This is a genomic window from Pseudomonas sp. FW305-28 (assembly GCF_017351395.1).
GTDB lineage: Bacteria > Pseudomonadota > Gammaproteobacteria > Pseudomonadales > Pseudomonadaceae > Aquipseudomonas > Aquipseudomonas fluorescens_AA.
On record NZ_JACNDD010000021.1, the window covers coordinates 1 to 21,876 of the forward strand.

Consider the following 21,876-nt stretch of genomic DNA (forward strand, 5'->3'; position numbering starts at 1 on the left):
GCAGGCTCGCTCCCACAATGGTTTTGGGGTAGCCCCAGGATTCGCATACGCCACAGATCTCCTGTGGGAGCGAGCTTGCTCGCGATAGTGGTGGGTCAGTTTGCATCAATGCTGGCTGACAGTCTGCCATCGCGAGCAAGCTCGCTCCCACAGTATTCGGCGTCAGAGATCCAGCACCAGCAGCGGGGTCTTCGATCTGGAGCAACACGGTGTGAACTGGTCGTTGAGGGCCTGTTCAGCCTCGGTCAGGAACATGTCCCGATGCTCCGGCACGCCTTCCAGCACGCGGGTCAGGCAGGTTCCGCACACGCCTTGTTCGCAGGAGATCGGGATCTCGATGCCATGGCTCTCCAGCACCTGCACCACACTGCGGTCCGCCGGCACTTCGAAGACCTGGCCAGTGCGGGCGAGCTTGACTGAAAAGCTGCCGTCGGCACGGGTGTCGGCAGGGGCGGCGGCGAAGTATTCGCGGTGCAGGCGGTCTTCCTGCCACCCCTGGCCCTTGGCGGTGTCGAGGATATGCTGCATGAAACCACCGGGCCCGCACACGTAGAGGTGCAGGTCGTTATCGGGTGTGGCCAGCACGCTGGCGGCGTCCAGCAGGGTTTCTGGCTCTTCATCGAAATGCAGGAACACCCGGTCAGCGTAAGGGGCCTGGCGCAGGCGTTCGACAAAGGCAGCACGGTCTCGGGAGCGGGCGCAGTAATGCAGCTCGAACGCTGCACCGCTCTGGGCCAGGTGCTCGGCCATGCACAGGATCGGCGTAATGCCGATGCCTCCGGCAAACAGCAGGCTGCGCCGGGCGTGGGGCGCAAGGGCGAACAGGTTGCGTGGTTCGCTGATGCGCAAGCGCATGCCTGGCTGGATCAGCTCATGGAGGCTGCGCGAACCACCGCGGGACGCCGGGTCCTTGAGCACGCCAATAAGGTAGCGATGCCGTTCTTCGGGATGATTGCACAGCGAGTATTGGCGAATCAGCCCGTCGGGCAAGTGCACATCGATATGGGCGCCAGCGGTGAAGGCCGGTAATGGTTCACCGTCGACACGGGTCAGCTCGTAGCTGCAGATATCGAGGGCTTCGCGGTGTCGCGCCGTGACCTGGACTTCGATCATGGCCGTTGCTCCGCCAGTTGCGGCTGTTGGCTGCTGGCGATCAAGCCGGCTTGAGGTTCGCGCTCACGTGCGATCCAGCGTTCCAGCACCCGCCGGGACTGCACGCCGCCCGCATCGATGTTGAGCTTGAGCAAGTTGCGCTGCGGATGGTCCAGCAGGTTGCGCTGCTGGCGCTCGAGCATTTCCAGGTCTTCGCTGAAAATCTTGCCTTGGCCTTCGCGAATGGACGCGGTGAGGGCTTCATCCTGCGGCTGGAAGTGCCGGGCCATACCCCAGAAATACCAGATCGAGGTCTCGGTTTCCGGTGTGATGAAATCCACCACGATGCTCGACGCCTTGAACTGCGGCGCGGCGTGATAACCGCCGTTGCCGGCATGGGCCACGCCCACTTCGATCAGCACATGGCTGGGCGGGGTGAAGCGGCAGATCTGCCAGCGGTCCACCGGCACGTCATCGGCCAGGTTGTTGCCGCGCAGGGCCATGCGCCAGAACGGCGGGGCCATGATGTTTTCCATATGGCGGGCGGTGACCACTTCATCGCCTTCGACGGTGGTCACGGGCGGCGCCTCGTCGATTTCCTTCTGGCCGATGCTCGAGGCGTGGACGTAGGTTTCGTGGGTCAGGTCCATCAGGTTGTCGATCATCAGGCGATAGTCGCACTGGATGTGAAACAGGCCGCCACCGTAGGCCCATTCATCGCTTTCAGCCCATTCCAGATGATGGATCAGTGCCGGGTCGGCCAGCGCCTGGTCACCGGGCCAGACCCAGATGAAGCCATGTCGTTCCTGCACCGCGAAGGTCTTGTTGCAGGGAAATCCCCGTACCCGTTGCCCCGGCATTTCGACGGTCTTGCCATCAGCGCCCATCACCAAGCCGTGATAGCCGCACACCAGGTTGCCGTTTTCGACGTAGCCCAGGGAGAGCGGGGCGCCGCGATGGGGGCAGAAGTCTTCCACGGCTGCGACCTTGCCTTCATGGCCCCGGTAAAAAACCAACTTTTCACCGCAAATCTGCCGGCCCAAGGGTTTGTCGGCGATTTCATCGGGGGTGCAGGCAACGTACCAGGCGTTTTTGGGGTACATGACGGATCTCCAGGCGGATGTTGTTCTTATCTGTGGATCCATTAACTCTCTTAACTAATTTCCTTGTCAACGGTTTTGCTGGATAAATGGATTATTGGCTTGTTCAGTGGATCCATTGATTGCCGGTTTACGAGCGCGTCAGAACCGGTAGGCCGCCGGCACCTGCGCCTCAATGAATCGCTGCATGTGCTCCAGGAAGCTGGCTTGCAGCCTGGAAACCGGCCCCTGGATGGGCAGGAGCATGCTGAAGTCCATTTCTATCGCCGGTTCGAAGGCCCGGAAGACGATGCCCTGGCCGCGGTACTCGACGGCACTGATGGCGTCCACCAACGCCACGCCCAAGCCTTGTTCGACGAATGCGCACATGGGCAGCGAGAGTTGGGTTTCCAGCCGCAGCTCTCGGTCCACGCCATGGGCGGCGAAGATCGCATCGATGTGTTGGCGCGAGGCAATCGACTGCGGGTAGGAAATGAACGGTTCGCCTTGCAAGTCTTCCGGGCGGATCGTCGCCTGGTCCTGCAAGCGATGGCCAGCGGGCAGGGCGCAGAGCATGCGCGTTGCCAGCAGTTTTTCGGCGCGGGGGCTTGGGTACGTATTAGGCAATACGATCAGGCCCAGGTCGCAGCGCTGACCCACCACCAGGTCCACGACTTCCCGGGACGAATGCACCACCAGCGAGATCTGTACCTGATCGTGTTCGGCCATGAACGCGGCAATCGCCCGAGGTACGAATGACAGGCCCATGGCGGGTGCACAGGCAATGTGCAGCGAACCGCGCTTGAGCGTGCGAATGTCCTGGGCGGTGCGCGCGATGCGTTCCACGCCCAGTAACGAACGTTGCACTTCCTGATACAGCGTCATGGCCTCGGCGGTGGGTTGCAACCGTCCCTTGACCCGGTCGAACAGGCTGAAACCGATGTCCTCCTCCAGGCTGGCGATCAGCCGGGTCGCCGCCGGTTGTGAGATGTGCAGCATTTCGGCGGCGCGGGTCACGGTCTGGCCCAGGATGACGGCGCGAAAGGCTTCCAACTGACGGAGATTCATGGTGCGGACCAATCCATAACAAAAAGACATGAGGCTGCCAAAATAAAGCATTTTTCAAGGCGCTGTCATCGCCCTAGGATCGACCGAAAGCACTTGAACCAGCCATGGGCCGGCACCTGATTGAATCATCGGCGCCGAAAACAGCGATCCTAAAGCCATGCTAAAAACTGATGTCATTGTCGTAGGGGGTGGCCTGGTGGGCATGTCCATCGCCTATGGACTGGCTTTGCTCGGGCGCCAGGTGAGCGTGCTCGACGAGGGCGATGACGCTATTCGCGCCGCCCGGGGCAACTTTGGTTTGCTCTGGGTCCAGGGCAAGGGCTACCGCATGAGTCCGTATGCCCGGTGGACGCGGGAGTCGGTGGCGCTCTGGCCTCGGTTTGCCGCGGCGTTGCAAGCCGATACCGGCATCGACATTCATCTGCGCCAACGGGGTGGCTTCCAGTTGTGCCTGAGCGACGCGGAAATGGCCGAAGAAAGCCGTCGGCTGGGTTGGTTGCGCGATGCCTTTGCCGGCGACTACCCCTTTGAACAGCTGGACGCCGCGCAACTGCGCGCGCGCTTACCCGGCATTGGGCCGGATGTGGTGGGCGGCTGTTTTTCACCCATGGACGGTCACGTCAACCCGCTCAAGCTGCTGCGCTCGCTTTTTGCCGCCTGCCAGTCTCGCGGGGTCAGGCTCATCAACGGCCATCGTGTCGATGCGATCGACGCGATTGCCAAGGGGTTCGAGCTGCGGGCTGGAGCGCAGCGCTGGTCTGCCCGCCAGGTCGTGCTGGCCGCCGGCCTCGGCAATCGGGCGCTGGGGGCCATGGTGGGGTTGGATGTACCGGTGCAGCCGAATCGTGGCCAGATCCTGGTCACCGAACGGCTCGAGCCATTTCTGCATTACCCCACCACCTATGTCCGCCAGACCGACGAGGGCACGCTGCAGCTGGGTGATTCTCACGAGTCGACGGGCTTGGATGACGGCACCGGCAGCCAGGTCATGGCCGCCATTGCCCGGCGCGCGGTGCAGTGCTTCCCGCGCTTGGGCCAGGTACGACTGGTGCGGGCCTGGGGGGCGCTGCGAGTGATGAGTGCCGATGGCTTTCCAATCTACGAAACACCGTCAAGCTGCCCGGGGCTGTCGGTTGTTAGCTGCCACAGCGGCGTGACGCTGGCCGCTGTTCATGCCTTGCGCCTGGCGCCGTGGATTGCCGGCGAATTCGATGATTCGGCGGTGAAGCCATTCGGGCTGCACCGTTTCAACTTGCCAACAGAGGCGCGCCATGTCGGCTGACAGTCTGTTCCGGCCATTGGCCTCGGAAGATCACACCGTGCAAATCGAATTCGAAGGCACGCCCTTCACGGTACCCGCCGAGGTATCCCTGGCGGCGGCGCTGCTGGGTTGCGGCATCCGACACACCCGCGAGAGCGCCATCAACGGCCGCCCCGGCGCGCCTTATTGCATGATGGGGGTGTGCTTCGAATGCCTGGTGGAGGTGAACGGACAAGCCAATACCCAGGCCTGCCTGGTGCCGGTGCGTGCCGGCATGCGCGTGCGTCGTCAACGCGGGGCCGTTTGCCTGGCACCGTGGGAGGAGGGCGGCGATGAGTAACGCGGTCATCGACCTGATCATCATCGGCGCTGGCCCGGCGGGAATGAGTGCTGCGCTCGAAGCCAGGCGCCACGGCCTGTCGGTGGTCGTGCTGGATGAGCAGGCCAGTCCAGGCGGGCAGATTTATCGCCAGGTGCTCCAGGCTGACGCACGTCGCCGCGCCGTATTGGGTGGCGACTACGGGGCCGGGGCGACATTGGCCACCGACTTTCTCCAATGCGGTGCTCGCTATTTGCCCAATGCGGCGATCTGGCAGGTGACGCCGCAGTGCCAGGTGCATTACCTGGTCGAGGGGCGCGCCGAAGTCTTGCAAGGGCGCCACCTGTTGATTGCCACGGGGGCTTTCGAACGGCCGATGCCGATTCCCGGCTGGACCTTGCCGGGCGTCATGACCGCTGGCGCCGGGCAGATCCTGCTCAAAGGCGCGGCCATGGTGCCGGCCACGCCCGTGGTACTGGCCGGGTGTGGTCCATTGCTTTACCTGCTGGCGGTGCAATACCTGCGTGCCGGCATCGTCCTTGAAGCCCTGGTGGATACCAGCCACCGAAGCGATCTGCTGCGGGCCTGGCGACACATCCCCGCTGCGCTGCGCGGTTGGCGCGACCTGCTCAAAGGGCTGGGGCTGCTGACGGAACTCAAGCGGGCCGGCGTCCGGCATTTTCGCGGCGCGAGCAACCTGCAGATTGAAGGCGCGGATCGGGCCTGCGCCTTGAGCTTCGACAGCCAAGGCCGTTCGCAGCGCATTCGCGCCGATTTGATCCTGCTGCATCAAGGCGTGGTGCCGAACACCCAGGTCAGTTGGTCGTTGCGCCTGGAGCATGATTGGAGCGAGCAGCAGCTGTGCTGGGTGACCCGCCGCGACCAATGGGGTGAAAGCAGCATGCCGGGCATTTTCATCGCCGGTGACGGTGGCGCCATCGGCGGAGCCCAGGTGGCGCGACTGGAAGGACGCCTGGCCGCGTTGGCCATTGCCGGCCAGCAGGCGCAAGCGCGGCCCCTGCAATACGCACTACGCCGCGCCTGCGCCGCACGGCCACTGCTCGACGCCCTGTATCGCCCCCAGGTCGGCAATCGTATCCCTGCCGACGACGTCACCGTGTGCCGCTGCGAAGAAGTCAGCGCCGGGGACATCCGCCGCTACGTCGACCTGGGTTGCCTGGGGCCCAACCAGGCCAAGGCCTTCGGCCGTTGCGGCATGGGCCCGTGCCAGGGACGCCAGTGTGGTCTGAGCGTCACCGAAATCATCGCCGAACGCCGTCACGTCTCACCCACCGAGGTGGGCTATTACCGCATCCGTTCGCCCCTCAAACCCATCACGCTCGCCCAATTGGCGGGCGAGCGTCTCTCTGTCGAGGAACCCTCATGAGTATTCAACGCATCGAAAGCAACCCACGCCTGAGCCGCAGCGTCGTGCACAACGGCGTGGCCTGGCTCAGCGGTGTCGTCGCCGCCGATTGCAGCCAGGACATCCAGGGCCAGACCCGCCAGGTGTTGCAGCGGGTCGATGAACTGCTGGCTGCGTCCGGCAGTGACAAGCACAGGCTGCTCAGTGTGCAGATCTGGATGAAAGACATGGTCCGGGATTTCGCGGCGATGAACGCGTTGTGGAGTGACTGGGTCGATGCCGCGCACACCCCGGCGCGGGCCACCGCCCAAGTGGCCTTCGACGATCCCGAGATTTTGCTGGAGTTGATTGTCACGGCGGCGGTCTGAGGCCGCCGGCCGGATCACCGTGGTGCTGTCACCGGGCAGGCAACCGCCAGAGTCGCCGCCCGGGCTTGTTCACATTGCTGCTGCCATAACGGGCGACTTCTGTGGAGCGCCCGAACTCAATAACATCGCACCTGGAGCAAATGAATGAACGTTAAACGCATTGCCCTGAAACTGGGTTTCATCTCGCTGCTGGCGTTCGGCGCGAGCCTGCAAGCCGCCGAATCATCACTGCGTATCGGCATCGAGGCGGCTTACCCGCCATTCGCCTCGAAAACCCCGGACAACGCCATCGTCGGCTTCGACTATGACATCGGCCAGGCATTGTGCGCCGAGATGAAGGTCCGCTGTGTCTGGCAGGAGCAAGAGTTCGATGGCTTGATCCCGGCGCTGAAGGTGAAGAAGGTCGATGCGGTGATTTCCTCCATGTCCATCACCCCGGAGCGCTTGAAGTCGGTGGACTTCACCGACCGCTACTACCGGATCCCGGCGCGCCTGGTGTTTCGCAAGGGCAGTGCTATCAGCGACATCCCGGCACAACTCAAGGGCAAGCGGATCGGCGTACAGCGGGCGACCAACTTCGATCGCTATGTCACCGATCACTTTGCCCCGGCGGGTGCCGAAGTAGTGCGCTATGGTTCGCAGAATGAAATTTTCCTCGACCTGCTGGGCGGACGCCTGGATGCGACCATGGCCAGTTCGGTGGTGATCGATGAAAGTCTGCTCAAGCGTCCCGAGGGCAAGGATTTTGAATTTGTCGGGCCCAATTTCACCGAAGAACAATACTTCGGCACGGGTATCGGCATTGCGGTACGCAAGAACGATGCGCTGGCGGGTCGCTTCAATCAGGCACTGGCGACCATTCGCGCCAACGGCACCTACGACAGGATTCGCCAGAAGTACTTCGATTTCGATATCTACGGTGAATGACGTTCGAGGCTGTTTTTTGGCCCGCAGGTCTAGCCTGCGGGCTTCCTGTGACACAGCACGGAGTGATCCATGAAAAGCAAAGCGGTACTCACTGAACAGGATGTCGCGCAGTTGCTGGTGGCGGCCAAGGAACTGGCGCACCAGCGCCAATGGGCCGTTTCGGTCTGCGTGGTGGACGACGGTGGTCATCCCCTCGGGTTGTTGCGCCTGGACGATGCCTCGCCGTTATCGGCCTACATCGCGACGGAAAAAGCCCGCACCGCCGCCATGGGCCGGCGCGACAGCAAGGTTTTCGAAGACATGATCAATGGTGGTCGCTACGCGTTTCTCAGCGCTCCGCACCTGCAGGGTATGCTTGAAGGTGGGGTGACCATTCGTCATGACGGGCAGTGCATCGGCGCTATCGGGGTGTCCGGGGTCAAGGCCGAGCAAGATGCCGAATTGGCCCGACTGGCGGTGGAAGCGGTATTGCCGATGATCACTCCGGATGCCTGAGACGGCCATAAACCGTGGGAAGGAAGATGTGCAGGGGAATGGGATCTTGTGAGCACCACAAGAAACGGTGGGAGCGAGCTTGCTCGCGATGGCGGTAGGTCAGTCGCCCGGTGTATCTACAGACTGCGCGCCTTCGCGAGCAAGCCTGCTCCCCACAGGGTTTGCACAAATCTTCCAGACACACCCCTCATCAGCGGTTAATCTGCCAAGAGCACATTCGTTAAACGGGGCAGGGCATGACAGCGCGCAACTGGATCGATCTCAAGCAGGACGCCACGTCCGGTATCGAGACCGTGCGCGCGCATTTCGAGGGGCATGCCTATGACCCTCATTGGCATGACAGCTACCTGGTGGGCGTGACCGAGCAGGGTGTGCAGCAGTTTCATTGCCGCCGCCAGCAGCACAACAGCACGCCGGGCAAGGTGTTCCTGCTCGAGCCCGGTGAGTTGCATGACGGCAACGCGCCCCACGACCACGGGTTTACCTACCGCACGTTGTACCTGGAGCCCCAATGGCTGGAGCGCGAGTTGCGCTCCTTGTTCGACGGGGCGCCGGACAACGCCCAATTGGGATTCGCCGCCACCCTCACCGACGATGCGCGGCTGGCGAGTGCCACGGCCCTGGCCTTCCAGAGCCTGCATGAGCAGGAAATCCGCATCGTGCGCCAGACGGCCCTCGATACCTTGTTGGCCAACCTGACCCAACACCTGCACTGGCGCGCGCGGATCAACCCCGACCCACGCTTGCCATTGGTGGCGCAACAGGCCCGGGATTATCTGCACAGTCACCTGAGCGACGACATCGGTCTGGACGATCTGGCGCAGGTTACCGGTGTGGATCGTTTTCGCCTGAGCCGTGCATTCAAGGCGGCTTTCGGCCTGGCCCCCCATGCCTATCTGATCCAATTGCGCCTGGCCCGGGCCCGGCGCTTGCTGGCCGCTGGCGAGAGCGCCGGGGCGGTGGCGGCCATGCTTGGTTTTGCCGACCAGAGCCACTTGGGCCGCTGGTTCCAGCGTGCCTATCGCCTGAGCCCGGCGGACTACCGCAAGCGCTGCTCAATTGTTCCAGACTGAGCGGGCCTTCGTGGGGATGATCGAGTGACGATCATTCACCGAGACGTTGCTCCATGGACCAGTTACTGCCGTTTGCCTTGTTCGCCTTTGTCGCCTCCATTACCCCGGGCCCGACCAATATCCTGGTGCTGAGCCATAGCTCGCGCTTTGGCCTGGCCACCACCTTGCCGATCATCCTGGGGGCCTGCGCCGCGGCGGCTTTGCTGGTGTTGCTGGTGGGCACTGGATTGGGCGACGTGCTGGCGCGCCAAGCCAGGGTGCAGACCCTGCTGTCATGGGCCGGCATTGCCTGGTTGAGCTGGATGGCCTGGCAGATTTTCCGCGCCCCGGCCCAGGCCATCGATCCGGAGCGTCCGGTTGAGGGCCCGCGACTGGGCCTGGCGGGGGCCGCCGGGTTGCAATTGGTGAACCCCAAGACCTGGATGATGGCGCTGGCGGTGGTCAGTGTGTTTGCCGGCGCCGAGGCCGACCGGACGGTCCGGGTCCTTTGGTTGTCCCTGGCCTTTTTCGCGATTTCCATTCCGTGCATGACCCTGTGGGCCTATCTGGGCCTCGGCGCTGCCCGGTTCTGCCGTTCCGCTGTGGCGATGGGCCGGTTCAATCGGACCATGGCGGTGTTGTTATTGGCATCGGCGTGGTTGACCTTGGTGGTCTGAGAGATAGGAGGACTGGGAAGAGTCGTTGTGGCGAGGGGGCTTGCTCCCGCTGGGTGCGAAGCGCCCCCAGACAGGCAGCGCTTCGCCAAGCCTCGGTCTATCGCAAGTCAGCTTTGCAAGTACACCGCATGGGTATGGGTGTACTCATACAAACCATGCTTGCCATCGGCCCCACCAATCCCGGATTTACGCACGCCGGCATGGAACCCCTGCATGGCTTCGAAGTTTTCGCGGTTGACGTAGGTCTCGCCAAAGTCGAGGCCACGAATGGCGTGCATGGCCCGGCTCAGGTCCCGGGTGTAGATCGAAGAAGTCAGGCCGTAGTCGCAGTCGTTGGCCAGGGCGATGGCCTCGTCCAGGTCGTCAATGATCTGGATCGGCAGCACCGGACCGAAGATTTCCTCACGCATGATGTCCATTGATGCGTTGCAACCGGCCAGTACCGTGGGTTGGAAGTGAAAGCCGCTGGAGCGATCCGCCACGCTGCCGCCGCTCACCAGGCTGGCGCCTTGGCTGAGGGCGGTTCGAACCTTGTGTTCAACGCTATCCAGGCCCTGGCGGTTGATCAGCGGGCCCATCTCCACATCGGCTTCGGCGATCGGGTCGCCGTAGCGGGTGGCAGACATCGCCGCGCTGATCCGCTCGATGAATTGATCGGCGACCTTGCGTTCCACGTAGACGCGTTCGGCACAGTTGCAGACTTGCCCGGTGTTGATGATCCGTGAATCGCGAATGGCTTTCACCGCCAGCGCCAGATCGGCATCCGCCAGCACAATGGCCGGGGCCTTGCCGCCCAGTTCCAGGTTGAGCTTGGTAATGTTCGGCGCCGCCGCCGTCATGATCCGTGAGCCGGTGGCGACGCTGCCGGTGAAGCTGATCATGTCCACGCCTTTGTGACCGCTCAGGGCAGCGCCCACCTGGCCGTCGCCGCATACGACATTGAACACGCCGGGTGGCAGGTCGGTCGCGGCGACCAACCGGGCGAATTCGAAGCAGTTGTTCGGGGTTTCTTCGCTGGGCTTGATGACGATGGTGTTGCCGGTCAGCAGCGCCGGGGCCATCTTGCGAGCGATCAGGAAAAACGGAAAATTCCACGGCAGGATCCCGGCCACCACGCCCAGGGGCTTGCGGAACAGGAAGATGTTTTCACCGGGGCGGTCACTGGTGATGATCTCGCCTTCGATGCGCCGGGCCCATTCGGCCATATAGTCGAGATAGTCGGCGGTGAAATGGACCTCCACCTCGGCCAGGGCACTGATCTTGCCTTGCTCCAGGGTAATGGTGTGCGCCAGGTGGGCGACGTTTTCCCGCAGTTTGGCAGCGATGCGGCGCAGGTATCCGGCGCGTTCGATGGCCGGTTTGGCCGACCAGTCTTTCTGCGCGGCACGGGCGGTAGCCAGGGCCTGATCGACGTCGGCGGCGTTGGAAGCCGGGACCCGGGACAGCAGCGCCCCGGTAGCCGGGTTGAACACGTCCAGGTGTGCCTCGCTGTGGGTGAACTGGCCGTTGATGAAGTTCTGGAACACAGGAACGGATGACATGGCGGTGTCCTTCAGTAAGTGCGCGACGGCGCTTGAGCGGTGGCGGGTTCGCGGTAGAGGGCAAGGGTGGCAAGGGCACTCTGGCGCAGCAGGCTGATGTCGATGGCCACGGCGATGAACTGGCAACCCCAGCCCTGATAACGGCGGGCGTCTTCTTCGTTGGGTGCGAGGATGCCGCAAGCCTTGCCGGCCGCGAGGGTGGCATTGACCGCGAACTGGATACGTTCCTGGACTTCGGGGTGACCAGGATTGCCCGCATGGCCAAGTCCGATGGACAGGTCGGCGGGGCCGATGAACACCGCGTCCACCCCTTCGACGGCGGCGATGGCCTCGACGTTCTCCACACCGGTGCGCGACTCCACCTGGACGATCAGGCACAGCTCTTCATGGGCCGTGGTGAGGTAGTTGGCGACGCCATCCCAGCGGGTGGCGCGGGTCAGGCCTCCGCCGACACCACGCATGCCGTGGGGCGGATAACGCATGGCGCGCACCAGGGCCTGGGCTTGTTCAGCGGTCTCGACCATGGGAATCATCAGGGTCTGGGCGCCGACGTCCAACAGCTGCTTGATGAGGTTGGCATCGCCGGTCACCGCTCGCACCACTGGCGCGGTGGCATAGGGCGCTACGGCCTGGAGCTGGCTGAGCACGCTGGGCACGGTGTTGGGGGCGTGTTCGCCGTCGATCAGCATCCAGTCGTAACCGGTGCCAGCGACGATTTCGGCGGCGTAACCGCTGGCGAAACCGGCCCAGATGCCGTACTGCGTATGCTTGGAGGTCAGCGCGGCCTTGAAGGCGTTGTGGGGCATGGTCATGGTGGACTCCTCTAGCGGTTATAAGGCCTATGCAGTTGGCACTCAGGGTTCAGCGTCACGCCGAAGCCGGGCTGATCGAGGACCGACAGCCGCATGCGGCCTTGCACCGGTACCGGCTCGCCCAGCAATTGCGGGTGGAACATCGGCACCACTTCGTCCGCCTTGGGCGCCATCATCAGGAACTCGGCGAACGGGCTGTTATGCCGGGTGGCGACGAAGTGGTAGCTATAGACCGAAGAGCCGTGGGGGATCACCAGCGCGTTGTGGGCGTCGGCCAAAGCCGAGATTTTCACCAGTTCGGTGAGCCCGCCACACCAGCCGACGTCGGGCTGGATAATGTCGCAGCAGCCCATTTCCAGGAGCATGCGGAAGCCCCAGCGGGTGGCCTCGTGCTCGCCGGTGGTCACCAGCATGCCCTTGGGGACGTTTTTGCGCAGCGCCGCGTAGCCCCAGTAGTCGTCGGGCGGCAGGGCCTCTTCGATCCATTTCAAGCCGTGCTCATGGGCGCCGACCGCGAGTTTGGTGGCGTAGTTGAGGTCCAGGCTCATCCAGCAATCGAGCATCAGCCAAAAGTCCGGACCGACCCGTTCGCGCATCGTCGCCAGTGCCTCGAGATTCTTGCGCAGGCCTTCTTCGCCTTCGGCCGGGCCGTGATGCAAAGGCATCTTGCCGCCGATGAAGCCCATTTTCTGCGCCAGGTCAGGCCGTGCACCGGTGGCGTAGAACTGCAACTCATCGCGCACCGCGCCGCCGAGCAGTTGATGCACCGGTTCCTGGCGGATCTTGCCGAGCAAGTCCCAGAGCGCCAGGTCCACGCCGGAAATCGTGTTGATCACCAGGCCCTTTCGGCCGTAATAGAGTGTCGATTGGTACATCTGGTCCCAGATCTTTTCGATGTCGGTGACCCGGGCTCCCTCGACGAATCGCGCTAGGTGCTTCTCAACGATGTAAGCCGCCGGCTCGCCGCCGGTGGTCACGGCAAACCCGACCGTGCCATCGTTGGCCTCGATCTCTACCACCAGGGTGCCGAGTACGTTGATGCCGAAGCTGCGGCGACTCTGGCGGTAGTCCGGGTATTTGCTCATCGGTGTGGCGATGTGATCGTCGATCCAGTGGCCGTCCGCCTGGTCGTGATAATCCGCGCCGCCGCCTCGCAGGACGAAGGCGCGGACGTGTTTGATCGTGGGGATACCCATTGTGCAGCTCCTTGAGTTAAACCGTGGCCGGTGTGTTCGAAGCGCGTTGGCCGGGGGAGTGGATGCCCAGTACCAGCAACGCGGCGATGACGGTGGTGGCGGCGAGCAGGTAAAGGCCGGCCGCAGGAGAGTGGAAGGCGCCTTCGGCCCAATTCTTCAGCACCGGGGCAATGAAGCCGCCGAGGGCACCGAAGGAGTTGATCAGCGCAATGCCTGCCGCAGCGGCACTGCCAGCCAGGTAACTGGAGGGGAAGGTCCAGAATACCGGCTGTACGGCGATGAAGCCGGAAGCGGCGAAGCACAGGGCGATGATGCCCAGAAGTGGGCTGGACACACTGACCGAGCAGGCGATCCCGGCGGCGGCCATCAATAGGGTCAACGTAGCCGTGCGGCGACGCTGGCCAGTGCGGTCGCTGTAACCGGGAATCAGGTAGGCCGCGCACAGCGCACAAACCCACGGAATAGCCGTGACCAGACCCACCAACAAGCCAACCTTGCTGCCCAGCAACCCGGCCACTTGGCTCGGCAGGTAAAACACTACGCCGTAGACGCTGGCCTGGATCAGCAGGTAGATCAGGCACAGGTAGAGCACCGAAGGCTGGCACAACACGCTGAGCAGGCTGCGGCCATGGGATTGTTTGTGTTGGTCCTCGGCATCAAGCAGTTCCTGGACCTGGCGGCGCTCTTCGAGCGTCAGCCATTTCGCATCGGCGGGGCGGTTGTCCAGGTACCAGTAGGCCCACACGCCCACCGCCGACGCCATCAGGCCTTCCACGGCGAACAGCCATTGCCAGCCGTGAACACCGACGAAACCGTCCAGCTCCAACAACAGTCCCGACAGCGGGCTGCCGAAAATGAACGCCAGCGGCGCACCGAAATAGAAGAAGCCCATGGCCTTGCCCCGGGCCGCCGAGGGGAACCAATAGGTGAGGTAGAGGATCACGCCGGGGAAGAATCCGGCTTCGGCCACGCCCAGCAGGAAGCGCAGCACGTAGAAACTGGTTTCGTTGTGGGCGAAGACCATGGCCGCCGACACCAGGCCCCAGGTGACCATGATCCGGCACATCCACAACCGCGCGCCGACGCGGTGCAGGATCAGGTTGCTGGGCACTTCCAGCAGTGCGTAACCGGCGAAGAACACGCCCGCACCAAACGCGAATGCGGCGTCGCCGATACCGGTGTCGGCCTGGAAGGCCTGTTTGGCGAAGCCAACGTTGGCCCGGTCGAGAAAAGCCATGATGTACATCAGCAACAGGAAGGGCAGCAGGCGCCAGGAAATCTTGGCCAGCACAGACACAGGAAGAGTCTTCATCGCGGGAGTCCTTTAGCAGGTATTTGTTCTTATGGGCTGGACTGTACGGCGGGCGATTGATGCGTTACAAATCGAATCTCGCTAACAATCGATACCCTCAAGGTATCGGTAATCAGAGGCCAATCCATGACCCATCCCGTGCTGTCACGCAGCCTGTTCAACCGTCTGCGCTACAAACATTTGCACATGCTGGTGGCCTTGAGCGCCAGTCAGAACCTGCACCGGGCTTCCCAGAGCCTGAACATGTCGCAACCGGCAGCGACCCGGATGCTGCACGAGATCGAGGACATGTTCGGTTGCGACCTGTTCGAGCGCATGCCCCGGGGCATGCGCCCGACCGCCCTGGGCCAGGAGCTGATTCGCTTCGCCGAATTGGCCCTCAGCGGTCTGGACCGCTGCGCCGAAGACCTGCTGGCCCGTCAGCAGGGCGGTTATGGCTACCTGTCCATCGGCACCATCATGGGGGCAGCGCCGGACCTGGTCATGGACTCCATCGCCCGGATCAAGGCGCTCAATCCGCAGCTGCGGATCCGCATCATGGGGGACACCAGCGACCAGGTGATCCAGTTGCTGGAGCAGGGCCGCATCGACCTGGCCATCGCCCGGCGCAACGCCTCCACCGACAGCGAGCACTATGACTTCGAGCAACTGGGCAATGAACGACTGCTGGTGGTGGTCCACGCCGGCCATCCCCTGGCCCGGCGCAAAAAACTGGACCTGGCCGAACTGGTCAGCGACTGGCCGTGGATCCTGCAGCCGGAAACCAGCCCGGCGCGCATCGGCCTCGATCAAGCGTTGCAACGTCTTGCGCTGCCGACGCCCGCAGACATCATCGAATGTAGCTCGGTGTATTCCATGCAACAGCTGATTCAACTGACCGACGCGATCATGGTGCTCTCGGAAACCGCCTTGCGCGATTACCTGAAGATGGGCCTTGTGGTGGCGCTCCCGGTGGCGCTGGACGTGCAATTGGCGCCGTTTGGCTTGTTGCGGCGCAAGGGGGAGCCGGTGAGCCGGGAGCTGGGGTTGTTCATTGATCTGCTGCGCACGCAGGCCGCGGCGGGAAGGTAGCGCCTGAGCGCTTGCTGCGCTGACGCCCGCAACCCCTTGCAACGGTTGCGCGGTTTCAAAAACCGATCGGTTTGGAGAGCATCGGCCACGTCAACGCACTCAATCGCCCCCAAGGATGGAGGTCCACCATGTCTACCCTCGATACCCATGTCGAGTTTATCCAGGCCAGGCTGCCCGCCTGGCTGAAACGAGCCCCACGGCCCCAGCAGGAGCGCTTCAGGGTGCTCACCCGGCAACTGCAACACGACAGCGATGCACTCAACGCATTGCTCAAGGACCTGCCCACGCCCTATGCCTTTACCCTCGACCTGCTCAAGGAGCAGCCGCAGGTGCAAGGCTGGAGCCAGGTCAATGGCCGCGGCGATGTCGCGGATGCGCTACGTCGGGCAAGGGTCCGGCGCAGTTCGTTCGTCACGGACCCCGCGCTATCGGTCGTCGAGGCGGCCATGCGCAACTATCCTCCCGACGATGCAGTCACCGGCAGCGCGTTCGATCGAAAAGGCGAACTTTTCATCAAGGGCAAGCCCGGGGAGTTCTATCGTTGGGGCGCCCCAGCGGATACCGCGCCGCTGCCCATGACCCCGGCCAGCTTCGCTCGCCTGTGCCGCAGCGTGGATGTGGGCGGGGCCTACCGGCGCTCGCTCGAGTGGCGGCTGCCGCGTATCGGCCATCAGGTGCCCATCGTCGCCACGGCCTACATGGCCTATGCACGCAGCCAGCTCGCCTATGACGCCTACGAGGCGAAGCTGGATGGACGTCTGGACAACACCGGTGAGCGCTTGCTGGCCCACGTCGGCGTGCAGTTGGAAGATCGGCCCGTGGCGCCGCTGGCCTGCGAGGTCAAGGCGCTGGCGTTGCTGTCGGCGCCGTTGTTCGGCGTTCGGGTGTACTGGGGACTGGAAGGAGATGCCAATGGTGTTCGCCCGATCGTGCTGCACATGCCCCATGATGCAGTGGCACCGCTCAAGCAGTTTCCCAGCTTGCAGGCACTGTCGGCCGAGCTGACCGAGCGGGTCCGCAAACGCAGTTACCGCCAGACCCTGTTGCGTTATCTGCCGCTGCGTCTACAGGCCAGCCTGGGATCGGCCCTGCACGATCAGGTGGAGTGGAAGGTCACGGACAACCTCAACCTCTTCCAGGAAATCCATGCCCGCATCACCGGTTGGCGCGAGGGTGAGCGAGGCGAGGACGACAACCCTCGACGCATTCGGATCCCCACGCCCAAGGTGGCCTGGGGCCTGGATGACCTGCGCGAGGATCCCTGGCACTCCACCTACCATGAATGGCGCGGTCATACCTTGGCCAACGCCTCGGCGTTGATGGTCCCGACCCGGGACCAGGACTGGCGGGCGCTGCTGGCCCGCCTCGAATACTGGGAAGGCCTGGTCGAGCGTTCGCTGATGGTCGCCGCGACCTTTTTCCCGTTCTGCGCGCCGGTGGGCATGGTTGCCGCCGCGGTGGGCGGGGTGCGCCTGGTGTATGAAATATTCGAAGGGATCCAGGCGTTCAATGAAGGTCACGCGCAAGAAGGTATCGAGCATATCTTCAACGCCTTGTTCGGGGTTGCCCAGGGCGCTTACCTGGGTTTCATTGGCGCAGCCATCGAGCCCATGCCCGTCGCTGACGGCACCACCCGCCTGTGGAATGGCGACGTGCGCGCCTTCGAAGCACAGCGCTTGCCTCCGGTGGAGGCCGAGCAGGACGCCTGGGGTGTCTGGCGCACCGCTGACGAGGCCTGGGTGCGGATCGAGGATCGTTACTTCGAGGTCCAAGGCACGCGGGACAAGGTGAATCTGCGCCTGCCTCCCGGGCATAGGGGCGTTGCACCGCCGCTGGAATGGAACCGCACGCGAGGCTGGCAGTGGGCGCATCGCAACCCCTTGCAGCGAAGTGGCCTGGAGCTGTTGCGAACCTTCGCCGAGACGCCCGCCGAACTTGACGACTCTACGATCCTGGCCTTGCAACGCCAGGTCGGTATCAGCGAAGCGCATCTGCGCTACCTGCAAGTGGAGGCGCGGCCAATGCCGGCCATACTGGCCGATGCCCTGGACGAGGTGCGGAACTGGCAATGGGTGCGGCGCACCATCGAACGCCTGCGCCGTGGCGAAGCACCGCAAGGGATGCATTTTCGCATCGTCCAGACCCTCGTGGAGTTGCCGGGCTGGCCGGAAGACATGACCTTGCGCTACCACGATGGCGTCAATCTCTACCCGGTAGGCGATACGGCCGACACCCGTTCCATCCTCCTGACCAAAACCGACCTGGCCCACGACGCCTGGGCCGCTCGCATCCTGGAAGGCCTGAGCAGCGATGAGCAAACCGTACTGTTGGGGCAAAGCAGTATCGGTTTGCAACCCTTGGAGCAAAGTCGCCTGTTGGCCAGCCGTTGGGCCACCCGCCTGGAGCGTGACGCCAGGCGGGTGACGATGGCCATGGGCAGGTCCACCCGACTCGATCCACTGGCAGTTCCCTTGGTCCAGGCATTCCCCAGCCTGCCTGAATCCATCGCCAACGAGCTCGTTCGCGACGTGACAGGCAAAGACCGGCTGCGCTTGCTCGAGGGGCGGGTGGCTGGGGACCTCGGCAGGCGGGCGGCCGAAGCGTTGCGCGAGCTGCGCTTGAGCCGTGCGCTGCGCGCCCTGGAACGTGGCGAAAGCAGCGTCGATCGGGATCGCATCGTCATGGGCCTGCTGGCGGATATGCCCAGGCTCCGCGGTCGCCTGCACCTGCGCCTGTGGTTGCGCGAGCTGGCGGATCCGGTCGAGTTGGGGGACGCCGGGCCGCTGAAAGTCATCCGCCAGGAAGGTGAACTGTACCGCCCCTTCGACGAAACCGGCGAAGAACTGGCGAACGCCGTCGCCCTGGAGGCTGCGCTGCTAAGTGCCATGCCGGATGAGGCTCGCAGCGCCCTGGGCCTGAACATCTGGGAGGCGGACCGGCTGCGCAGCCAACTGCTGGCACAGGCCCTGGAAGACCGGCAAGCCCTGCGTCCGTACTTGGCGATGCGTCGCCTGGGCAGCCTCGGGTCTCGTCCGCAATGGCTGAACGGACACTTGGTTTACCCGCTCAGCGGCCGTGGCCGGCTGCCGTTGCAGGAGTGGCAAGGCAGCACGCGTCAGCGTCTGGAGCGGCTCTATCCCGCCCACGCGGGCAATGCACTGGAACGGCTGCAGCTTGGCCTGACTGAACAGGCCGGACTCGAGGGCATCAGCCTCAACGATGTGATCACCCGCCTGGAGCACGAATGGACCACCCTGGACCAGGGGCTGCGCCAATGGGTCGACCAGGAAGGCTTTCATCACCCCGCCGAACAGATACTGGACCGTGAGGCACTGGTCGCGCAGCGCCAGGTCATCGCGAGGGAAATTCGCCGGGCCTGGCAGCGCGCGCCTGACCCGGGCCGGGAGGGCGCAGAGTTGGTATTGCGGATAGAAAACATCAACGTCGGCCGGCTGCCCCCCGTCAATGTTCGTTTCGAGCACATCGAATCAGTGGTGCTGGCCAACCTGGAGCTGGTCGAGGATCCTTCAGATTTCCTGCGCATGTTCCCCGGCATCGAATCGCTTAGCCTGCGGGGCAATCACCTCACCGCCGTCCCCGTTGCGGTAACTGAGTTGCGGGCGCTGGTGGATCTGTCATTGGCCCGCAACCCGTTGCACTTGAACGCGGAAGTGTTTACGCCGCTGCTGGGCGACGATCCCACGATCCCGTTATGGACCCTGGACTTGTCCGGGATCAGCAGCGGCGCGGCTTCGGGAACCAACGCCGAGGTGCTTGCCGCCATTGGCAGCCTGGCTTCGCTACCGTCCCTGCGTGAAGTCATATGGGCCGACAACCTGGATTTCACGCCCGAGCAGTTGCAGGCCCTGACGGCCACATTGCCCGACCTGCGAGCGCTGAACCTGGCGCGCTGTGGCTTGCGGCTGGACGAGGAGGGCAGCACCTTCCTGCGCAGTGCCACCGCTTTGCAGGAACTGCGCCTGAGTGGAAACAACTGCCGGGACCTGCCGGAGCTCCCCGAGCTTGCAAACCTGATGACGCTGGAACTGGGCAGGACCGGGCTGGATCTGGTGCCCGCGTTGGCCTTGGCGGTGCTGGCCAGGCATTCCGATGTGTTCATCTCCGATACGTTCGTCGTCGATCTCAGCGGCAACCGTATCACCTCTATCCAGGATGACCTGCTCCCGGCGCTCAACCGTTTGCCGAGCCTTGACACACTTGGAGTCTGGCTTGACGACAATCCCTTGCCCAGCGCCCAGATCAATGCCCTGCGCAATGTGTTTCCCGAGGCGTTTCACTACACCGTCGACGAGTGGCTCTATATTTCTGCCTCGCTCCAAAGGGCACTGGAGGTCGCCCGTGACGATCCCGGGATGCGGGGTTTCATCGATTGGTTTTCTGGTCGCGTCCGCGAAGCCGACGAGGATTCCCCCGCCGGACTGGCGTTTGGCGTTCGCCAGAGGGCCGGGGCGGTTCTGCAGCACTTTATCGGCTATGGAAACGTCTATGGCCGCCTGCCTACCTTGATTGGCGATTTCGATGTGCAACTTCGCCAACTGCGCACGCGCTTGCAAATCCGCAGCCAGGACAGGCAGCAGCCAGACATCGGCGAGCTGGAGCTGCACTTCACGATGTTCGAGTCGGTGATGCGTGCACGACTGGCTCGGGACGGGGCGCCGTTTTCGAGTTTCCTGGCGGAACATCTCTCCCATTGGGACTTCGCGCTGATGGACCGCTTTATCGATCCGGTGCAACGCCAGGCGCAAATGAGCCGGGAGGCGTTCATCGATTGGCTCAGCGACGCCCAGGATACGTTCAATAGCAACGATCAAACCCCACGTACCGGCGAGATGACCTGGCGACCTTACCTGGGGTTGATGTCCCGCGACTGGCCCGAAGGACTGGCGATCTGGGAAACGGTCGATGACGACTTGGTGAATGCCTTCAGCGAGCCCATCGATCCGTCCCGCTGGCCCCAGGTCATGCTGGATAATCTGGTTTCGCCGGACCCCGGATTACCCAGCCCCTTGGAGCCGGTCACCGAAGGCGAGCGGATCGTCTGGCGTCGCGCGGGGCTCGAAGCCGTCGCCGATGTGGATTGGAGGGGTGGCCAGCCGGTGACGCTCAACGAGGATCAGTTGCGCCGCACCATGGCCATCTACCGTTCGGTCAAGAGCCGGGAGGTCGAGGCCTTGGTGCGCCGGGTGACCAGGAGCCTGGTTACCGCCTGGTGGCCGGTGCTGCCGCTGTGAAGACCAGCGCCTTCAGGCCACATTGCACGTCGGCATCGGGAAACTCCGGTGGGTTGGCCAGGCGCTGCACGAACGTCAGGCCGGGGGCTTCGCGGGTGACGCCGTCGATGAGGAAGTCCGGGCCGGTGGCCGGGTCATTGCTGCAGGCCAGGACCGTGCCGTCGGCCGTCAGCAGTTCCGGCAGGCGGCGCAGGACCCGCTGGTAGTCCTTGGTCAGCAGGAAGCTGCCTTTCTGGAAGGTCGGCGGATCGATGATCACCAGGTCATAGGGTCCGCCGTTGATCACTTTGCCCCAGGATTTGAACAGGTCATGGCCGAGGAAACTCACCTGGCCAAGGTCATGGCCGTTCAGGCGATGGTTGTCACGGCCTCGACTCAGGGCCGCCCGCGACATGTCCAGGTTGACCACATGCCGCGCACCGCCGGCGATGGCCGCCACCGAGAAGCCGCAAGTGTAGGCGAACAGGTTCAGCACGCGCTTGCCGGCGGCATTGGCTCGGACCCAGTCACGGCCGTAGCGCATGTCGAGGAACAGGCCGTTGTTCTGTTTCTTGCCCAAGTCGATCCGATAGCGCAGGCCACCTTCGGTCAGGGTCCATTCGTCGATGGGGTCGCCCACCAGCCATTGGGTGAGGCTCTGGGGCAGGTAGCGGTGTTGCACGGCGAGGGTACGGGCGCCGCTGTTTTTCCAGGCGGGCGCGGCGGCAAGGGCGAGCAGCATGGACATCAAGTCATCCAACTGCGTCGGTTCCGGTTCCTTGAACAACGATACCAGCACAATCCCTTGCAGCCAGTCGACGGTGATCTGCTCCAACCCCGGCCAGCAACGGCCGCGACCATGGAACAAACGGCGGGTTTCTTCCGGCGGGGACGCCAGGGCTGTCAGCAAATGGGTCTGCAGGTCATGTAGAACTTGAGGGGTCATCAGGCAAGGCCGGCGATTCGAAAGGCCGGCATTTTAACCTGTGGCGAGACAGCTTGCTCCCGC

Annotated in this window: 18 protein-coding genes; 10 read left to right on the plus strand and 8 right to left on the minus strand. The window is 63.6% G+C overall.

Annotated elements, in window-relative coordinates; all coding sequences use genetic code 11:
* Window positions 1–162: 162 nt before the first annotated feature.
* From J4E53_RS07315 to J4E53_RS07325, 3 genes are all read right to left on the minus strand, one after another.
* Window positions 163–1,113 carry a PDR/VanB family oxidoreductase gene (locus J4E53_RS07315; protein WP_103309992.1) on the minus strand — a complete coding sequence of 317 codons (951 nt, stop codon included), beginning with the start codon at window positions 1,111–1,113 and terminating at the stop codon, window positions 163–165.
* On the minus strand, window positions 1,110–2,195 hold the full coding sequence (locus J4E53_RS07320) for an aromatic ring-hydroxylating dioxygenase subunit alpha (protein WP_060742250.1): 1,086 nt from the start codon (window positions 2,193–2,195) through the stop codon (window positions 1,110–1,112). Before J4E53_RS07320 ends, J4E53_RS07315 begins: the two co-directional genes overlap by 4 nt.
* A gap of 138 nt (window positions 2,196–2,333) precedes the next feature.
* A complete protein-coding gene (locus tag J4E53_RS07325) occupies window positions 2,334–3,239 on the minus strand; it encodes a LysR substrate-binding domain-containing protein (RefSeq protein WP_103309991.1) in 906 nt (301 codons plus the stop codon).
* Window positions 3,240–3,396: 157 nt separating this feature from the next.
* On the opposite strand from J4E53_RS07325, the gene J4E53_RS07330 reads away from it, so the two are divergent.
* The 8 genes from J4E53_RS07330 (at window position 3,397) to J4E53_RS07365 (ending at window position 9,704) form a co-directional block, all read left to right on the plus strand.
* Entirely contained in the window at window positions 3,397–4,521 is a 1,125-nt protein-coding gene (locus J4E53_RS07330; RefSeq protein ID WP_103309989.1) for an FAD-binding oxidoreductase, read from the plus strand.
* Window positions 4,511–4,840 (plus strand): (2Fe-2S)-binding protein, encoded by a 330-nt coding sequence (locus J4E53_RS07335; RefSeq protein WP_103309988.1) that lies wholly within the window; start codon window positions 4,511–4,513, stop codon window positions 4,838–4,840. Before J4E53_RS07330 ends, J4E53_RS07335 begins: the two co-directional genes overlap by 11 nt.
* On the plus strand, window positions 4,833–6,206 hold the full coding sequence (locus J4E53_RS07340; RefSeq protein ID WP_103309985.1) for an NAD(P)/FAD-dependent oxidoreductase: 1,374 nt from the start codon (window positions 4,833–4,835) through the stop codon (window positions 6,204–6,206). Before J4E53_RS07335 ends, J4E53_RS07340 begins: the two co-directional genes overlap by 8 nt.
* On the plus strand, window positions 6,203–6,553 hold the full coding sequence (locus tag J4E53_RS07345) for a RidA family protein (RefSeq protein ID WP_060742253.1): 351 nt from the start codon (window positions 6,203–6,205) through the stop codon (window positions 6,551–6,553). The genes J4E53_RS07340 and J4E53_RS07345 overlap by 4 nt, the downstream gene beginning before the upstream one ends.
* A gap of 144 nt (window positions 6,554–6,697) precedes the next feature.
* Entirely contained in the window at window positions 6,698–7,480 is a 783-nt protein-coding gene (locus tag J4E53_RS07350) for an ABC transporter substrate-binding protein (RefSeq protein WP_103309984.1), read from the plus strand.
* Between the two features lie 69 nt (window positions 7,481–7,549).
* Window positions 7,550–7,975 carry a heme-binding protein gene (locus J4E53_RS07355; protein ID WP_060742255.1) on the plus strand — a complete coding sequence of 142 codons (426 nt, stop codon included), beginning with the start codon at window positions 7,550–7,552 and terminating at the stop codon, window positions 7,973–7,975.
* Window positions 7,976–8,211: 236 nt separating this feature from the next.
* A complete protein-coding gene (locus tag J4E53_RS07360) occupies window positions 8,212–9,048 on the plus strand; it encodes an AraC family transcriptional regulator (protein WP_060742256.1) in 837 nt (278 codons plus the stop codon).
* A 53-nt stretch (window positions 9,049–9,101) separates the two neighbouring features.
* Window positions 9,102–9,704, plus strand: a complete 603-nt coding sequence (locus tag J4E53_RS07365; protein ID WP_103309981.1) for a LysE family translocator — start codon at window positions 9,102–9,104, stop codon at window positions 9,702–9,704.
* 107 nt (window positions 9,705–9,811) lie between these two features.
* Here J4E53_RS07365 and aldA read toward each other — a convergent pair whose 3' ends face one another.
* Genes aldA through J4E53_RS07385 form a run of 4 tightly spaced genes read right to left on the minus strand, consistent with a single transcriptional unit; the run spans window position 9,812 to window position 14,565 of the window.
* On the minus strand, window positions 9,812–11,245 hold the full coding sequence (gene aldA, locus J4E53_RS07370) for an aldehyde dehydrogenase (RefSeq protein WP_060742258.1): 1,434 nt from the start codon (window positions 11,243–11,245) through the stop codon (window positions 9,812–9,814).
* Between the two features lie 11 nt (window positions 11,246–11,256).
* Window positions 11,257–12,057: an aldolase/citrate lyase family protein gene (locus J4E53_RS07375; RefSeq protein WP_103309979.1), complete on the minus strand. Its 801-nt coding sequence runs from the start codon at window positions 12,055–12,057 to the stop codon at window positions 11,257–11,259.
* 11 nt (window positions 12,058–12,068) lie between these two features.
* Window positions 12,069–13,253, minus strand: a complete 1,185-nt coding sequence (gene rhmD, locus J4E53_RS07380; RefSeq protein ID WP_060742260.1) for an L-rhamnonate dehydratase — start codon at window positions 13,251–13,253, stop codon at window positions 12,069–12,071.
* Between the two features lie 16 nt (window positions 13,254–13,269).
* Window positions 13,270–14,565 carry an MFS transporter gene (locus J4E53_RS07385; protein ID WP_060742261.1) on the minus strand — a complete coding sequence of 432 codons (1,296 nt, stop codon included), beginning with the start codon at window positions 14,563–14,565 and terminating at the stop codon, window positions 13,270–13,272.
* 126 nt (window positions 14,566–14,691) lie between these two features.
* Here J4E53_RS07385 and J4E53_RS07390 point away from each other — a divergent pair, with 126 nt between their 5' ends.
* Both J4E53_RS07390 and J4E53_RS07395 read left to right on the plus strand, forming a co-directional pair.
* A complete protein-coding gene (locus J4E53_RS07390) occupies window positions 14,692–15,636 on the plus strand; it encodes a LysR family transcriptional regulator (protein WP_060742262.1) in 945 nt (314 codons plus the stop codon).
* A 128-nt stretch (window positions 15,637–15,764) separates the two neighbouring features.
* Entirely contained in the window at window positions 15,765–20,888 is a 5,124-nt protein-coding gene (locus J4E53_RS07395) for a dermonecrotic toxin domain-containing protein (protein ID WP_103309978.1), read from the plus strand.
* Here J4E53_RS07395 and J4E53_RS07400 read toward each other — a convergent pair.
* Window positions 20,857–21,813, minus strand: a complete 957-nt coding sequence (locus J4E53_RS07400) for a class I SAM-dependent methyltransferase (protein WP_103309976.1) — start codon at window positions 21,811–21,813, stop codon at window positions 20,857–20,859. The genes J4E53_RS07395 and J4E53_RS07400 overlap by 32 nt on opposite strands.
* Between the last annotated feature and the right edge of the window lie 63 nt (window positions 21,814–21,876).

Excerpts from the sequence above, each read along its gene's own strand:
- J4E53_RS07315 (WP_103309992.1), bottom strand. The coding sequence starts at position 1,113 with ATGATCGAAGTCCAGGTCACGGCGCGACACCGCGAAGCCCTCGATATC.
- J4E53_RS07320 (WP_060742250.1), bottom strand. The coding sequence starts at position 2,195 with ATGTACCCCAAAAACGCCTGGTACGTTGCCTGCACCCCCGATGAAATC.
- J4E53_RS07325 (WP_103309991.1), bottom strand. The coding sequence starts at position 3,239 with ATGAATCTCCGTCAGTTGGAAGCCTTTCGCGCCGTCATCCTGGGCCAG.
- J4E53_RS07330 (WP_103309989.1), top strand. The coding sequence starts at position 3,397 with ATGCTAAAAACTGATGTCATTGTCGTAGGGGGTGGCCTGGTGGGCATG.
- J4E53_RS07335 (WP_103309988.1), top strand. The coding sequence starts at position 4,511 with ATGTCGGCTGACAGTCTGTTCCGGCCATTGGCCTCGGAAGATCACACC.
- J4E53_RS07340 (WP_103309985.1), top strand. The coding sequence starts at position 4,833 with ATGAGTAACGCGGTCATCGACCTGATCATCATCGGCGCTGGCCCGGCG.
- J4E53_RS07345 (WP_060742253.1), top strand. The coding sequence starts at position 6,203 with ATGAGTATTCAACGCATCGAAAGCAACCCACGCCTGAGCCGCAGCGTC.
- J4E53_RS07350 (WP_103309984.1), top strand. The coding sequence starts at position 6,698 with ATGAACGTTAAACGCATTGCCCTGAAACTGGGTTTCATCTCGCTGCTG.
- J4E53_RS07355 (WP_060742255.1), top strand. The coding sequence starts at position 7,550 with ATGAAAAGCAAAGCGGTACTCACTGAACAGGATGTCGCGCAGTTGCTG.
- J4E53_RS07360 (WP_060742256.1), top strand. The coding sequence starts at position 8,212 with ATGACAGCGCGCAACTGGATCGATCTCAAGCAGGACGCCACGTCCGGT.
- J4E53_RS07365 (WP_103309981.1), top strand. The coding sequence starts at position 9,102 with ATGGACCAGTTACTGCCGTTTGCCTTGTTCGCCTTTGTCGCCTCCATT.
- aldA (WP_060742258.1), bottom strand. The coding sequence starts at position 11,245 with ATGTCATCCGTTCCTGTGTTCCAGAACTTCATCAACGGCCAGTTCACC.
- J4E53_RS07375 (WP_103309979.1), bottom strand. The coding sequence starts at position 12,057 with ATGACCATGCCCCACAACGCCTTCAAGGCCGCGCTGACCTCCAAGCAT.
- rhmD (WP_060742260.1), bottom strand. The coding sequence starts at position 13,253 with ATGGGTATCCCCACGATCAAACACGTCCGCGCCTTCGTCCTGCGAGGC.
- J4E53_RS07385 (WP_060742261.1), bottom strand. The coding sequence starts at position 14,565 with ATGAAGACTCTTCCTGTGTCTGTGCTGGCCAAGATTTCCTGGCGCCTG.
- J4E53_RS07390 (WP_060742262.1), top strand. The coding sequence starts at position 14,692 with ATGACCCATCCCGTGCTGTCACGCAGCCTGTTCAACCGTCTGCGCTAC.
- J4E53_RS07395 (WP_103309978.1), top strand. The coding sequence starts at position 15,765 with ATGTCTACCCTCGATACCCATGTCGAGTTTATCCAGGCCAGGCTGCCC.
- J4E53_RS07400 (WP_103309976.1), bottom strand. The coding sequence starts at position 21,813 with ATGACCCCTCAAGTTCTACATGACCTGCAGACCCATTTGCTGACAGCC.